General features: G+C 57.7%; 12 protein-coding genes and 2 tRNA genes. 5 read left to right on the top strand and 9 right to left on the bottom strand.

Features of this window, described 5'->3' with window-relative positions; all coding sequences use genetic code 11:
• Window positions 1–199: 199 nt before the first annotated feature.
• Window positions 200–973 (bottom strand): FKBP-type peptidyl-prolyl cis-trans isomerase, encoded by a 774-nt coding sequence (locus tag RYC17_RS06765; RefSeq protein ID WP_002552635.1) that lies wholly within the window; start codon window positions 971–973, stop codon window positions 200–202.
• Window positions 974–1,179: 206 nt separating this feature from the next.
• On the bottom strand, window positions 1,180–2,589 hold the full coding sequence (locus RYC17_RS06760; RefSeq protein WP_316902662.1) for a DUF4329 domain-containing protein: 1,410 nt from the start codon (window positions 2,587–2,589) through the stop codon (window positions 1,180–1,182).
• A 246-nt stretch (window positions 2,590–2,835) separates the two neighbouring features.
• Between RYC17_RS06760 and RYC17_RS06755 the strand changes: the two genes are divergently transcribed.
• Window positions 2,836–3,354 (top strand): hypothetical protein, encoded by a 519-nt coding sequence (locus tag RYC17_RS06755; RefSeq protein ID WP_058399777.1) that lies wholly within the window; start codon window positions 2,836–2,838, stop codon window positions 3,352–3,354.
• 10 nt (window positions 3,355–3,364) lie between these two features.
• On the opposite strand, the gene RYC17_RS06750 is transcribed toward RYC17_RS06755, so the two are convergent.
• Window positions 3,365–4,285: a LysR family transcriptional regulator gene (locus tag RYC17_RS06750; RefSeq protein ID WP_044321058.1), complete on the bottom strand. Its 921-nt coding sequence runs from the start codon at window positions 4,283–4,285 to the stop codon at window positions 3,365–3,367.
• 134 nt (window positions 4,286–4,419) lie between these two features.
• On the opposite strand from RYC17_RS06750, the gene RYC17_RS06745 reads away from it, so the two are divergent.
• Both RYC17_RS06745 and RYC17_RS06740 read left to right on the top strand, forming a co-directional pair.
• A complete protein-coding gene (locus tag RYC17_RS06745; protein WP_058399776.1) occupies window positions 4,420–5,475 on the top strand; it encodes a tartrate dehydrogenase in 1,056 nt (351 codons plus the stop codon).
• Window positions 5,476–5,580: 105 nt separating this feature from the next.
• Window positions 5,581–6,924 (top strand): dicarboxylate/amino acid:cation symporter, encoded by a 1,344-nt coding sequence (locus RYC17_RS06740; RefSeq protein WP_316889902.1) that lies wholly within the window; start codon window positions 5,581–5,583, stop codon window positions 6,922–6,924.
• A gap of 1 nt (window position 6,925) precedes the next feature.
• Here the strand turns inward: RYC17_RS06740 and RYC17_RS06735 are convergent, their stop codons facing one another.
• The 5 genes from RYC17_RS06735 to RYC17_RS06710 form a co-directional block, all read right to left on the bottom strand.
• Entirely contained in the window at window positions 6,926–7,303 is a 378-nt protein-coding gene (locus RYC17_RS06735; protein ID WP_058408885.1) for a VOC family protein, read from the bottom strand.
• Window positions 7,304–7,358: 55 nt separating this feature from the next.
• The gene (locus RYC17_RS06730; RefSeq protein ID WP_316902661.1) at window positions 7,359–8,549 is read right to left on the bottom strand and encodes a CoA transferase; all 1,191 of its coding nucleotides are present in this window, start codon (window positions 8,547–8,549) and stop codon (window positions 7,359–7,361) included.
• Between the two features lie 122 nt (window positions 8,550–8,671).
• Complete coding sequence (locus tag RYC17_RS06725) at window positions 8,672–9,067, bottom strand: hypothetical protein (RefSeq protein ID WP_058399773.1); 396 nt, start codon at window positions 9,065–9,067, stop codon at window positions 8,672–8,674.
• A 604-nt stretch (window positions 9,068–9,671) separates the two neighbouring features.
• Window positions 9,672–9,748: transfer RNA gene (locus RYC17_RS06715), tRNA-Asp, on the bottom strand.
• A 21-nt stretch (window positions 9,749–9,769) separates the two neighbouring features.
• Window positions 9,770–9,845: transfer RNA gene (locus RYC17_RS06710), tRNA-Val, on the bottom strand.
• 171 nt (window positions 9,846–10,016) lie between these two features.
• Here RYC17_RS06710 and rdgC point away from each other — a divergent pair.
• Entirely contained in the window at window positions 10,017–10,937 is a 921-nt protein-coding gene (gene rdgC / locus RYC17_RS06705; RefSeq protein WP_057402085.1) for a recombination-associated protein RdgC, read from the top strand.
• 88 nt (window positions 10,938–11,025) lie between these two features.
• A complete protein-coding gene (locus RYC17_RS06700) occupies window positions 11,026–11,973 on the top strand; it encodes a bile acid:sodium symporter family protein (RefSeq protein WP_230017922.1) in 948 nt (315 codons plus the stop codon).
• A gap of 97 nt (window positions 11,974–12,070) precedes the next feature.
• Here RYC17_RS06700 and RYC17_RS06695 read toward each other — a convergent pair whose 3' ends face one another.
• On the bottom strand, window positions 12,071–13,945 hold the full coding sequence (locus RYC17_RS06695) for an MFS transporter (protein ID WP_058399771.1): 1,875 nt from the start codon (window positions 13,943–13,945) through the stop codon (window positions 12,071–12,073).
• Between the last annotated feature and the right edge of the window lie 13 nt (window positions 13,946–13,958).

Raw genomic sequence — 13,958 nt, 5'->3', positions numbered from 1 at the left:
TTTTACTCACAAAAAAGCTACAAAGGTGTGAAACCGGTACCTTGCTCAAGCGAGTGCCGTTACCTTGCCGGACTGTCGGACAATGCTACTGCGCGCGTCCATGATAGTGGGACTGCCCGAATGGCCAAGCGTTCGGGAAATAAGCCGGACACAAAAACGCCCTGTCGAGACAGGGCGTTTTCTGTAGCCAGGTAGTGCGCTACTTCTTGGCCGGAGCCGAAGCGGCAGGAGCTGCCTCTTCTTCTTCGTCGGCATCAGCACCAGCAGTCGGTGCCGCTGCAGGGTCCTTGATACCCAGCAGTTCAAGATCGAACACCAGTACCGAGTTGGCCGGGATAGCCGGGCTCGGGCTCTGCGCGCCGTACGCCAGATCACTAGGGATGAAGAGTTTGATCTTCTCGCCTACGTGCATCAGTTGCAGACCTTCGACCCAACCCGGAATAACGCCGCCTACAGGCAGGTCAATCGGGCTGCCGCGTTCAACGGAACTGTCGAAGACCTTGCCGTCAATCAGTTTGCCTTCGTAGTGAACAGTCACAACATCGGTAGGCTTGGGCTGAGCGCCATCCGCTTTCTTGATGATTTGATACTGCAAGCCGGAAGCAGTGGTGACCACGCCGTCCTTCTTGCCGTTCTCTTCGAGGAATTTCTTGCCGGCGGCCGAAGCCTCTTCGCTCATCTTGGCCAGACGCTCTTCGGAGCGCTTCTGCAGGGCCGAGAAGGCTTCAACCAGCTCTTCGTCTTTGAGTTTCTGATCTTTCTTGCCGACTGCGTCTTCGATACCCAGGGCTACAGCCTTGGAATCCAGATCATCCATACCTTCCTGAGCCAGGCTTTTGCCCATGTTCAGACCGATGCCATAAGACGCTTTTTGTGCCGGAGTTTTCAGCTCTACGGTGCTGGCTTGCTTGTCACAACCTGCGAGTACCAGACCGACCAGGGCAATCGCCGCTGCCAACCGATGCTGTTTCATGCTAATTCCTTGTTCATGCGCCAAAAGGGCAAACGAGTAAAGCCGCGAGCTTATCAGGCCGCCGCGATCAATGGCTACCGGCATGAGAGGGAGAAAACGCCGATAAGTTCAGGTATCCAAAGGTTTTCCCGGCGCGGCACTGGATTGTTCAGTTGCAGTTCAGTTTGTGATTCGCATGGGAAACGCGCGGGTTTGCAGCGAAGGGCTCAAGGCACGGGGCTGACCACCCCCGCATGAGGCCAGCGCTCACTGGTCTGCAGCACGCGCAGTTGCCCGGCTCGTGCCACTCTGCGAACAAAGTCCTGCATATTGATCGTACCTGCGGCGAGTTGCGCCTGGATGGACTCAGCCCCCGAGTACACGCGCGACACACTTCGCAAAAGCTGAAGCTCCTCGTCGGACCGGCTGGGTGTGTACGCGAGCAGTGCACCATCGGCTGCCGAGAAATAAACTGCCGACATCTCGAAGCCATAACGAATTGGCGAGCCTTTGGGTCGCTGTGCAGGCTTGTACCGATAACTGAACATGCGATGCAGATCGTCCGGGTCGAAGAAATCGCTCACTACTTCACGTCCGCCCTCGGCTACGAGGTTGGCAGACGAAAAATACATGCCGTCAACACGATAGCCATCAGGTAACGCGGGCCGGTAGTACGCATCGGGGTGAAACGCCGAACAGGGCGCGTAGACCGGGGCACCATCCTCAAGGATCGGCTCGGCGATCCGGTAGGCGCGCGTTACCGGGTTGAACAGTAGAAAACCGATGATCTGCGAATGAATGCGAGTGCCAATCTGGCCGTGCGCGTAACGTGCAGCCTCATCCGCACGGGTAAACGGCGCGCTGAGGCTCAGAGGCCTTGGTGGCCACTGCACGGCACAGCTTGCAGGCGGTGTTACAGGAGGCCTGCGAGTGGCGGTTTCGTCCGGATAAGGGTGCCAGTCAGTCGACACTTTCCCGACCCGCCCCCACAGACGACTGGGCACTATCACTTCCAGGTTCCCGGCACCTGCCAGCAACCGGACCACATCACTGGGCAGCATGGTGAGGTTCTGCAGCGCCTTGTGGATCTGACTGAGTTCACTCAGGTGCGGCATCTTTGGTGGTCCGGCAACACGCGCAAACAGTGTGTCTTCAGCGGCAGAACGGGACAAAGTGTATTTGATCAGCGAGCCGTCAGGCCCGGAAAGATAGGTCGCCGGGCAAATATCCTGATCATCGATCACTGCATAGATGTCGCCCGCCGAAAAGCTGTTCGGATAAGTAACCTTTTCACGCTCCGGCCATTCTTCAAGCCCGGCCTGAAGTGACGGGTGAGAATGGTAAATCGCATAGTCGTCATACCCTTGCGGGTAGAGCACATACCCCTCCTCATCGTTGCGCGGAAAGACTTCGTTGGGGTCAAAGCTGAACCGGCTGCCGTTCATGGGTTCGGTCGCGACGTACTTGCCATCCTTGCGAACCAGAATAAAGCCGCCGTATTCACGGTCACGCCGATTGCCGATTCGCTCATGGGCATAGCGCGCCGCATCATCTGGATGATCGAAAGGCACGCTGAACGCTGGCATGCCGGGATGGTGGTCAATGGACCGTTTTTCAATTCTTTTTCTGGGGTGCATCCGGGGCTCCTTGAAAGCCTGACTGATTGAGTCATTAGCGTAAGGAAACCAAGTGCCGCGGGTGACATAGATGAATATGACAAAAGCTAGACCGGGCGGCGCCCGGCAACATGAAACTAAAGATAATTTTTAACCGTTACCGGATGTGATTCGATCCGCTGCGTGGGCGAATCTGCCCAGCCCCTGTTTCGATCACCGCGACTGGCGATCAGGGCTTATGCAGTTTGTCGTGCTCAGGAACGTTTTATGCAATCGAACAATCGTTTTCGCCTGATGCGCTCGACGGCTTGCCAGTTGGCAGGCCTTGCGGCCATCACCGCAGCAGTCATGTTGCCGATCAGCACCGCCTATGCCACCAAGAAGCCACCTATTGTTGTAACCGAGGGCATCAAGGCATACAGGCTGTGCACAGGCCCCGACAATCTGTCACACGTCATCGAAGGCTCGATTGATCAAAAGGCAATGACCGATGTCAGCGCCCTGCACTTCAAGGAAACCCCGGCGCACTCGCAATACAACTGGCACGCCGCGCCAGAAGAGCAATACGTGATCACCCTTTCAGGCACGCTCGAGTTTTCCACCACCGGCGGAGAGAATTTCATACTGCGCCCAGGGGAAATATTGTTGGCACAGGACACTACCGGCCCAGGCCATCGCTGGAAACTGATCGACGACCAGCCGTGGCGACGCGCTTACGTCATTACCAAACCAGGAGACAAGGCTGCATTCATACCGAAGGAAGGGGCTGCTTCGAAGGGCTGCTGACGCCCGCAGCTCAATGCGGGTCTTGCAGCGGGACAACCCGATCCAGACTGGCAAAACGCTCCACCAGAAAATCGATCAGACAACGCACCCTGGCGGACAGATGCAACTGCTGCGGATAGACCGCGTAGACGTCCGCCCGAGTGGGTGTCTGGTCTTCAAGTACCAGACGCAAACGGCCACTGCGTACGTACCGGGCAATGTCCCATTCGGCGCGCAGCAAAATGCCGAACCCTTCCAGCGCCCAGTTCAGCGCGACCTCACCGTCGTTGCAGCCCAATGCGCCATGTACCTTGATGTTCTGCGTACGCCCCCCGTTGCTGAAGCTCCACACCCCGTAGGGTGTTTCGTTCTGACGCAGAAAAATACAATTGTGCTGCTGCAGTTCCGCCAGACGTGTCGGCGTACCGTGCTTTTCCAGGTACAGCGGTGATGCGCAGAGCAGACGTCGATTGGACGCGATCTTGCGCGCATGAAAGGCCGCATCCGGAAGACTGCCGAAACGAATGCCCAGATCAAAACCATGGGTGGCCAGATCCAGTGGGTGATCACTGATTTCCAGCTGGATCTGCACCTCGGGGTAACGGGCAAAAAAAGCCGCCAGTGCCGGGCCTATATGACGGCGACCGAAACCCAGTGAAGCGTTGACCCTGATTAGCCCTTTGGGGCTGGCAGAACTGCTGGTGATCAACTGCTCGACTTCATCAATCTGGGTCAGAATCCGCGCCGCATGGCTGAAATACAACTCTCCCTCGGCAGTCAGACTCATGGACCGCGTGGTGCGATTCACCAGGCGTGTGCCCAGCCGCGCTTCCAGAAGACTCAAGCGCTTGCTGATGGCAGGCGGCGTCACGCCCAGTTCGCGGGCTGTCGCGGCAAGGCTGCCCTGCTGAGCCAACAGATGGAAAAACGACAGGTCCTGTGTCTGGTTCATTGGTAACTCAAGGTTAATTATGTAGTGATTTCGAGTAACTCATACGTTCCGGCTCACTACATATACTCCGTCCACACCCTGTCGAACAGAGCGTTCGCAGGCATAACAAAAAGCATCGGACAGTGGAGTGGGCCATGAACAGTTACAACATTGCAGCAGTACCCGGCGACGGTATTGGCGTGGAAGTGATCGCCGCAGGTGTTGAAGTCCTGCAGGCGCTGTCGACAAAATCCGGCTTCGATCTGACCTTCAAGCACTTTGACTGGAATTCGGATAACTACCTGAAGAACGGCCACTACATTCCTGAAGGCGGTCTGGCCGAACTCAAGACCTTCGATGCGATTTTCTTCGGCGCAGTGGGCGCCTTGAATGTACCCGACCATATTTCCCTGTGGGGTTTGCGCCTGCCGATCTGCCAGGGCTTTGACCAATACGCCAACGTACGTCCAGCGCGCGTTCTGCCCGGCGTAAAGAGCCCGCTGCACAACGGCCACGAGATCGACTGGGTCGTCGTTCGCGAAAACTCCGAGGGTGAGTACTCCGGCAATGGCGGGCGCGTGCATCGTGGCTTGCCGGAAGAAGTCGCAACCGAGGTTTCGGTGTTCACACGGGCCGGTGTAGAGCGCATTCATCGCTTCGCTTTCGAACTGGCGCGCACTCGCCCGCGCAAGCACCTGACCATGGTCACCAAGTCCAACGCGCAGCGCCATGGCATGGTGTTGTGGGACGAAATTTTCTACGAAGTGGCCAAGGACTTCCCGGACGTCAGGATCGACAAGGAGCTGGTGGATGCCGTGACCACGCGCATGGTGCTCAAGCCATCGTCGCTGGATGTCATCGTCGCCACCAACCTGCACGCCGACATCCTTTCCGATCTGGCTGCCGCCCTGTCCGGCAGCCTGGGCATCGCCCCTACCGCCAACCTCAACCCAGGCCGCAACTTCCCGTCGATGTTCGAACCGATTCACGGTTCGGCCTTCGATATCACCGGCAAAGGCGTCGCCAACCCGATTGCAACGTTCTGGACCGCTGCGATGATGCTTGAGCATCTGGGGGAATCGACAGCGGCCAAGACCCTGATGTCGGCCATCGAAGCGGTTACCGAAAGCGGTCTGCACACCCCGGACCTCGGCGGCACAGCCACCACCCGGCAGGTCACCGACGCGGTACTGCAACTGATCAACCGCTGAGGCGCGTTCGCCAGATCAACGTCGTATCGAGGTACAACGCCACGGAGACCGGCCTGCCGAGTCTCCGGGTATTTCCTGACAACAATAAAAACTCAGGACCCGGTCATGAAAAGCATTCTAGGCAAACTGTACGTACAGGTTTTACTCGCGGTCATTCTTGGCGCCATCGTTGGCGTTGTGGCACCGGAAACCGGCGCAGCGCTCAAACCCATCGGCGACGCATTCATCAAGCTGATCAAGATGCTGCTCGCACCAGTGATTTTCCTGACAGTGGTGTCAGGCATCGCGCGCATGGAAAACATGAAGGAGCTGGGCCGCGTCGGGTTTCGGGCACTGGTCTATTTTGAAGTGGTGTCGACCCTGGCGCTGGTCATTGGTCTGGTCGTGGTGGATGTGTTCAAACCCGGTGCAGGGATGAACATCGACGTAGCAACGCTGGACTCTTCCAGCCTGAGCACCTACACCAGCGCGGCGAAGCATTCGTCGTTCATGGACTTTTTGATGGGCATCATCCCCGACACCATCATCGACGCGTTCGCCAAGGGCAATATTCTGCAAATCCTGCTGTTCTCGATCCTGCTCGGGATCGCTCTGGCGCAGGTAGGCCCGCGTGCCAAACCTTTTGTCGATGCGCTGGACAGCCTGATGCAGGGCATGTTCAGAATCGTCAACATGGTCATGCGCCTGGCACCGCTCGGCGCATTCGGCGCAATTGCCTTCACCATCGGCAAATATGGTTTCGGTTCGCTGTTTTCCCTGGGCAAACTGATGGCCTGCGTCTACCTGACCTGCGCAGTGTTCGTGATCTTCGTGCTCGGGCCGATATGCCGCTACAGCGGTTTCAGCCTCTGGAAATTCCTGCGTTTCATCAAGGAAGAACTGTTCACGGTGCTGGGCACCAGTTCATCTGAATCGGTGCTGCCACAGATGATCTCGAAAATGGAGAAAGCCGGCGTATCAAAACCGGTTGCAGGAATGATCATTCCATCCGGCCTGACCTTCAACCCGGACGGACAGGCGATCTACTATACGATTGCCGCGATCTTCATCGCCCAGGCGACCAATACGCCGCTGACCCTGACCGACCAGTTGATCGTGCTGGTGGTGCTGATGTTCACCTCCAAGGGTTCGGCGGGTGTCACGGGTTCAGGCTTCATCATTCTCGCCGCGACCCTCGCGTCCCTGGGCACCATACCGGTCGCGGGCATGGTGCTGTTACTGGGCGTGGACCGTTTCATGTCCGAAGCACGGGCGATCACCAATACCATCGGCAACGGCGTCGGCACCATGGCCATCGCCAAATGGGTTGGCGCACTGGACAGCGAGAAGATGCATCGGGCGCTGAATGGCGAGGACGAGCCGACACAACCCGAGCCTTCACCCATGCCGAAAACCGGTCAGGTCAGACCTGCCACTATCACGGAAGGGGTCAGTCCGTCGCCGACCTGAATCAGGCCAATTCGGAAATTTCGATCAGGTTCAGATCAGGATCGCGCACATACACAGAACGAATCGGCCCGGTGGCACCGGTACGCTCTACCGGACCTTCAACGATAGGCCAGTCCTGCTCCTGCAGGTGCGCGATGACCTGATCCAGCGGGATGCTGGCAATGAAACACAGGTCCAGCGCACCTGGCACAGGCAGATGGGCCTTGGGCTCGAACTCTTTGCCACGCTCATGGACATTGATTTTCTGATTGCCGAAGCGAAACGCCAGTCGGCCCTGGCGAAAGCGCTCTGGGGCCATACCCATCACGCGTACGTAAAAGTCCTTGCAGGCGTCAACATCAGCAGTGGTCAATACAAGATGGTCCAGATGATCAATCACGGGATCAGCTCCGTTTGGAATAGAGTTTTGTTTACGGCAAAGGCCGCATTTCGGATCAGATGATGCCAAGCCGACGCCATTCAGCGCGAGTGGCTGCGTCTATACCGTGTGCTTCGAGAACGGCATCGGTGTGCTGACCCAGGGTCGGCGCAGGCGCTCTTACCTGGCCCGGCGTGTCTAGAAGTTTAGGCACGATCCCCGGGAGAGTGACGGGCGTGCCGTCATCCAGCGCGCTCTGCAACAACATGTCACGCGCCTGATAATGCGGGTCGTTGGCGATATCGGCAGCGTCGTAGATCTTGCCTGCCGGGATACGCGCCTCGTTGAGTGCAGCAAGAACTTCGTCCATCGAGCGCTCGGCGGTCCAGGTCGAAATGGCAGCATCAATGCGTGCCACATGCCTGACTCGCCCGTCGTTATGCTCAAGCTCGGGGTCATTGGCCAGATCCAGGCGACCGATCTTTTCCATCAACCGACGGTAGATACTGTCGCCATTGCCTGCGATCAGCGCGTACTTACCATCATTGCAGCGGTAGGCGTTGGTCGGTGCGATGCCTGGCATGCTGCTGCCTGCTGGCTCACGGACAGTATTGAATACCGAATACTCGGGAATCAGGCTTTCCATCACGTTGAACACTGACTCGTACAACGCGACATCTATCTGCTGACCGTCACCGCCATTCTGTTCGCGGTGCCGAAGCGCCAGCAGAATGCCGATAACGCCGTGCAGCGCCGACAGCGAGTCGCCGATCGACACACCGACACGCACCGGCGTACGCCCTGGCTCGCCCGATAAATGACGCAAACCGCCCATCGCCTCGCCTATTACGCCAAAACCCGGCCTGTCACGGTACGGGCCGGTCTGCCCATAGCCGGAGACGCGCAGCATGATCAGTTTCGGATTGAGGGCATGCAGCTCTTCCCAACTGAGCCCCCAACCCTCAAGCGTACCGGGGCGGAAATTCTCGACCAGCACATCGGCATCACGAATCAGCTGGCGGGCCATTTCCTGCGCCTGAGGCTGGCGCAGATCGAGGGTCACTGACTGCTTGTTGCGCGACTGCACCGCCCACCATACGGAGGTACCGTTGTGCAGCAAACGCCATTTGCGCAGAGGATCACCGGTCAGCGGCGGCTCGACCTTGATGACCTCGGCACCGAACTCGGCAAGGATCTTCGCCGCAAAAGGTCCGGCAATAAGCTGGCCCAGCTCCACCACCTTGATGCCCTGAAGAGGTAAATTCATGACACGTCCGTTCTTGTTGGGAATGGATAGATGATCTGCGCAAATGCGATGGATGGAAAGCCGCAGGTGTTTAACGAGGTTCTGCCCCCGAGAAAGCCCCGCACCCGGTGAGGCTCATTCAATCAGTTGCTGCACGCCAGCTGAAAGCTCATGGAAGCATCGCCCGAGGCACCGTCCTTGCCGACCATGAGACCTAACACATTGACTTCTTTTGTGGTGGCAGCCCCACCCAACTTGACGTGACCGTAGAACAGCCGTTCATAGTCACTGGTATCAATAGAAGATGCCGAGCAGAAACCAGGCGAGTGTTTGAAGTGGCCCTCATTGAAAATCACTTTATACGTTGCGAAATAGTCGCTCTTACTACTGTAACTTACGGACTTGATCCACGGAGACGATTGAGTAACAACAGTGCCGTGCTGATCGATAGTCGCGGTGTGCAGCGCAGGCAAGGCCAACGCGCTGACGGAGGCTGCCATGACAGAGGCAGCCATGAGCAGTTTAATACCAGTGTTCATATAATTTCCTTATTTAAATATAGAGTATTCAACCGCCTTGACAGGGCGATCTTACAGAATCAGATATAAGACAGTCGGTCAGCACACTGAAGTGCTCTAACCGACAAAACCAGCTAATACCAGCGAAGATGAGAAATCAAGGACCTGATTGCGTTAAACAAAGAGCGAGCCAGAAACTTCAATAAATAAGGAAATAACTTACAGTGGCAAAGAGGAAGTCTTACCTGATGATGCGTGGAAGCGCACGACAATGCATCACATGAAAACAGCGCTCCTCTGCAAAAATCAACCAGACCGTGCCATTAGAAACCAAACGTCAAGGGTATTGAACTGCGATGACTGCACTGAATATTGTTTTCACAACGCGCATCAAAATGGACTGCTGACCCTGGCCAACGTGGCCGATGCAGATGGCCCGCACATGGTCGAAAGCCTGGGCGGAAATAGCTTGGTCATATGGTTACCAGGATGGCTCGGTAGCTGCCTGTCACACCCCGATGAATGAACGAGGACTTCATCGTTTCAGGAAAGCAGAAAGCAGAAAGCCCGCACAAGGCGGGCTTTCTGTTTGCTTCAAGGAGTTCAAGGGCCTTGAAGCTGAATATGGCGCAGCGGACGGGACTCGAACCCGCGACCCCCGGCGTGACAGGCCGGTATTCTAACCGACTGAACTACCGCTGCGCGTAACACTAAAAGCGAGTTTGGTGGGTGATGACGGGATCGAACCGCCGACCCGCTGCTTGTAAGGCAGCTGCTCTCCCAGCTGAGCTAATCACCCTTCACTCTCGGTGTGGCGCGCATTCTACGGAGCGACCTGCACTCTGGCAAGCACTTTTTTAAATAATTTTTATAATCCTTCCAAAGGCTTACAAACGCTCTGTGCAGGGTTGGCCGCAGCCGCCGAGGAGCGAATAATGCCCGCCTTTGTATAGAAAGAGAGACTCACCTCATGTGGTTCAAAAACCTGCTTGTCTATCGCCTGACCCAGGACGTGCCTTTCGATGCCGAAGCGCTGGAGACAGCACTGGCAACCAAACCGGCTCGTGCCTGCGCCAGCCAGGAGGTGGCCACCTATGGTTTCGTCGCTCCTTTCGGCAAGGGCGAGGACGCTCCATTGGTACACGTCAGCCAGGACTTCCTGCTGATTGCTGCACGCAAGGAAGAACGCATTCTGCCAGGTAGCGTTGTACGCGACGCGCTCAAGGAAAAAGTCGACGAGATCGAAGCCGAGCAGATGCGCAAGGTCTACAAGAAGGAACGCGATCAACTCAAGGATGAAATCATCCAGGCCTTTTTGCCGCGTGCGTTTATCCGCCGCTCCGCGACCTTCGCTGCCATCGCGCCAAAGCAGGGCCTGATTCTGGTCAACGCCTCCAGCCCGAAACGCGCCGAAGACCTGCTGTCGACCCTGCGTGAAGTGATCGGCTCGTTGCCGGTACGTCCGCTGACCGTCAAGGTTTCGCCAAGTGCGACCATGACCGACTGGGTCAAGACCCAGAAAGCGGCCGACAACTTCTTCGTGCTGGACGAGTGCGAACTGCGCGACACCCACGAAGACGGCGGCATCGTACGTTGCAAGCGTCAGGACCTGACCAGCGACGAAATTCAGCTGCACTTGAACACCGGCAAGGTCGTCACCCAGCTGTCGCTGGCCTGGCAGGACAAACTGTCGTTTGTGCTGGACGACAAGCTGGTGGTCAAGCGCCTGAAGTTCGAAGACCTGCTGCAGGATCAGGCGGAACAGGACGGTGGCGACGAGGCACTGGGCCAGCTGGACGCCAGCTTCACACTGATGATGTTGACCTTCGGCGAGTTCCTGCCGGAACTGTTCGACGCGCTGGGCGGCGAGGAAATCCCGCAGGGGATCTGATCCCCGCCCGTCGCTGCCTGCAACACCGCGCCGTCCTGTGAGACGGCGCGTTCATTTCACACAGGTTTTTTTACAGGAGGGAGCACCCATGCGTGCGTTGGCAGCCTTGAGTCGGTTTGTCGGTAATACCTTTGCTTATTGGGTGCTGCTGTTCGCCATCCTGGCGTTTCTGTTCCCGCAGGCCTTTATCGGTCTGAAAAGCTGGATCGTACCGCTGCTGGGTCTGGTCATGTTCGGCATGGGTCTTACCTTGAAGCTGGAAGACTTCTCTGAGGTGGCGCGAAACCCGTGGCGCGTTGCGCTGGGGGTGGTCGCGCACTTTGTGATCATGCCCGGCGTGGCCTGGTTGCTGTGTCAGGTGTTTCAACTGCCGCCGGAAATCGCTGTGGGTGTAATTCTGGTCGGCTGCTGCCCGAGCGGTACGTCATCCAACGTCATGGCCTGGCTGGCCAAAGGTGATCTGGCGCTGGCGGTGGCAATCGCGGCGGTGACCACCCTGCTCGCCCCGCTGCTGACCCCGACGCTGATCTGGTTACTGGCGTCGGCGTGGCTGCCGGTGTCCTTCCTCGATATGTTCTGGTCGATCCTGCAACTGGTCATGCTGCCGATCGTGCTCGGTGTAGTTGCACAGCGTCTGCTGGGTGCGCGGGTCAGCTACGCCGTCGACGTGCTGCCGCTGGTCTCGGTGGTGAGCATCGTGATGATTGTCTGCGCCGTAGTCGCCGCCAGCCAGGCGAAAATCGCCGAATCGGGCTTGTTGATCATGGCCGTGGTGATCCTGCACAACACCTTCGGCTTTTTGCTGGGTTATTTTACCGGCAAGGCATTCAAGCTGCCCTTGCCGCAACGCAAGTCACTGGCGCTGGAAGTAGGCATGCAGAACTCAGGGCTTGGCGCCGCATTGGCCAGCGCTCACTTTTCGCCACTGGCGGCGGTGCCAAGCGCGCTGTTCAGCGTCTGGCACAACATTTCCGGGGCGTTGCTATCGACGTATTTCAGGAAGATGCCGGAGGAAGAAACCAAGCCCGGCCTTTGATCAGCGGCGGCACCTGAAGGTGACGCAGAGCATCACGAAATGCATGCCTACGAGCATTGGCACGATAGTCATATCGTGCCAATGCAGCGCGGAGCGCTTATTGCACCTTCCCTCTCAGCGCCTTCACCTCTTCGCGCACATCCACCGGCGTTGCAACATCTGCTGCAATGGGCGAACCGGCGACCAGCACCACGCGTGACCACAAGCGACGGAACAGGGTCTTGCTCGGATCACGGCTGAAAAAGCTGCCCCACAAGCCTTGGAGTGCCAGCGGAATGACCGGCACTGGCGTTTCCTGGATGATGCGGCTCATGCCGCTCTTGAAGCCGCTGATCTCGCCGTCGGTGGTCAGCTTGCCTTCCGGGAAGATGCACACCAGCTCGCCTTCCGCGAGGTACTGAGCGATGCGCTTGAACGATTGCTCGTAGATGTCCATGTCCTCGTTGCGCCCGGCAATCGGGATGGTCCCGGCCGTGCGGAAGATAAAGTTGAGGACCGGCAACTGGTAGATCTTGTAGTACATAACAAAGCGGATCGGCCGCCGCACTGCACCGGCAATCAGCAACGCATCGACAAAGGACACATGGTTGCAGACCAGCAGCGCTGCGCCCTCATCTGGTATCCGGTTCAAATCGCGATGCTCGACGCGGTACATGGAATGGCCCAGCAGCCAGATCATGAAGCGCATGGTGAACTCGGGGACGATTTTGAAGATGTAGATATTGACGGCGATGTTCATCAGCGACACCGCCAGAAACAGCTGCGGAATCGACAGTTTGGCGAAGCTCAGCAGCAGGATCGAGACAATCGCCGAAACCACCATGAACAGCGCGTTGAGGATGTTGTTGGCAGCAATGACCCGTGAGCGCTCTTTCACCGGTGTTCGCGACTGGATCAGGGCGTACAACGGCACGATATAGAAGCCGCCGAACACGCCGATGCCCAGGATATCGAACAACACCAGCCAGCCCTGCCCGTAGGAAAGGACCGCCAGCCAGTCGTTGGCCTGCACGTTCTGCGGGAAACCACCGGAATGCCACCACAGCAACAGACCGAAAATCGTCAGCCCCATCGAGCCAAACGGCACCAGCCCGATCTCGACCTTATGCCCGGATAACCGCTCGCAAAGCAGCGACCCCAGCGCGATGCCAATGGAGAACACGGTCAGGATCAGCGTGACGACCGTTTCGTCGCCGTACATCCACTCTTTGGCGTAAGCGGGGATCTGCGTCAGGTAGATAGCACCGACAAACCAGAACCACGAGTTGCCGACAATCGAGCGCGAGACTGCGGGCGTCTGTCCAAGCCCCATGCGCAGGGTCGCCCATGACTGGGTGAAAATATTCCAGTTGAGTTTCATCTCGGGCGAGGCGGCAGTCGCGCGCGGAATACCGAAGCTGGCAACGAACCCCAGGCAGGCGACCAGCACGATAGCGGCCGCAACCACCCAGGCGTAGTGCGCAGAAGACATCATCACGCCAGCACTGATGGTGCCGGCCAGAATCGCCAGAAAGGTACCCATCTCGACCAGCGCGTTGCCGCCGACCAGTTCGCTCTCGCGCAGGTGCTGGGGCAGGATGGAATACTTGACCGGCCCGAACAGCGCCGAATGCGTGCCCATGGCAAACAGCGCCGCCAGCATCAATTCAAGGTGATCGAACAGAAAGCCCGCAGCCCCGACCGCCATGATGACGATCTCGCCGAACTTGATGATGCGGATCAGCGTGTCCTTGGGGTACTTCTCGCCGAACTGCCCGGCCAGCGCCGAGAACAGGAAGAACGGCAGGATGAACAGCAAGGCACACAGATTGACGTAGATCGAACGATCCCCGTCGATGCTCAGCTTATAGAGGATAGCGAGGATCAATGACTGCTTGAAAATATTGTCATTGAACGCCCCGAGGGACTGCGTGATGAAAAACGGCAGGAAACGGCGTTTCCCGAGCAAGCTGAATTGTGACTGTTGGCTCATCGTCCGTGGTCCT

It is taken from the genome of Pseudomonas syringae group sp. J248-6 (genome assembly GCF_032586995.1).
In the GTDB taxonomy this organism is placed as follows: Bacteria; Pseudomonadota; Gammaproteobacteria; order Pseudomonadales; family Pseudomonadaceae; genus Aquipseudomonas; species Aquipseudomonas amygdali.
The sequence above is the reverse complement of the archived record's forward strand: the minus strand, read 5'-3'. Positions and strand labels throughout refer to the sequence as shown.

Coding starts and splice junctions, on each gene's coding strand:
- RYC17_RS06730 (WP_316902661.1), bottom strand. CDS start 8,549: ATGAATTTACCTCTTCAGGGCATCAAGGTGGTGGAGCTGGGCCAGCTT.
- RYC17_RS06695 (WP_058399771.1), bottom strand. CDS start 13,945: ATGAGCCAACAGTCACAATTCAGCTTGCTCGGGAAACGCCGTTTCCTG.
- rdgC (WP_057402085.1), top strand. CDS start 10,017: ATGTGGTTCAAAAACCTGCTTGTCTATCGCCTGACCCAGGACGTGCCT.
- RYC17_RS06740 (WP_316889902.1), top strand. CDS start 5,581: ATGAAAAGCATTCTAGGCAAACTGTACGTACAGGTTTTACTCGCGGTC.
- RYC17_RS06760 (WP_316902662.1), bottom strand. CDS start 2,589: ATGCACCCCAGAAAAAGAATTGAAAAACGGTCCATTGACCACCATCCC.
- RYC17_RS06700 (WP_230017922.1), top strand. CDS start 11,026: ATGCGTGCGTTGGCAGCCTTGAGTCGGTTTGTCGGTAATACCTTTGCT.
- RYC17_RS06750 (WP_044321058.1), bottom strand. CDS start 4,285: ATGAACCAGACACAGGACCTGTCGTTTTTCCATCTGTTGGCTCAGCAG.
- RYC17_RS06755 (WP_058399777.1), top strand. CDS start 2,836: ATGCAATCGAACAATCGTTTTCGCCTGATGCGCTCGACGGCTTGCCAG.
- RYC17_RS06745 (WP_058399776.1), top strand. CDS start 4,420: ATGAACAGTTACAACATTGCAGCAGTACCCGGCGACGGTATTGGCGTG.
- RYC17_RS06765 (WP_002552635.1), bottom strand. CDS start 973: ATGAAACAGCATCGGTTGGCAGCGGCGATTGCCCTGGTCGGTCTGGTA.
- RYC17_RS06725 (WP_058399773.1), bottom strand. CDS start 9,067: ATGAACACTGGTATTAAACTGCTCATGGCTGCCTCTGTCATGGCAGCC.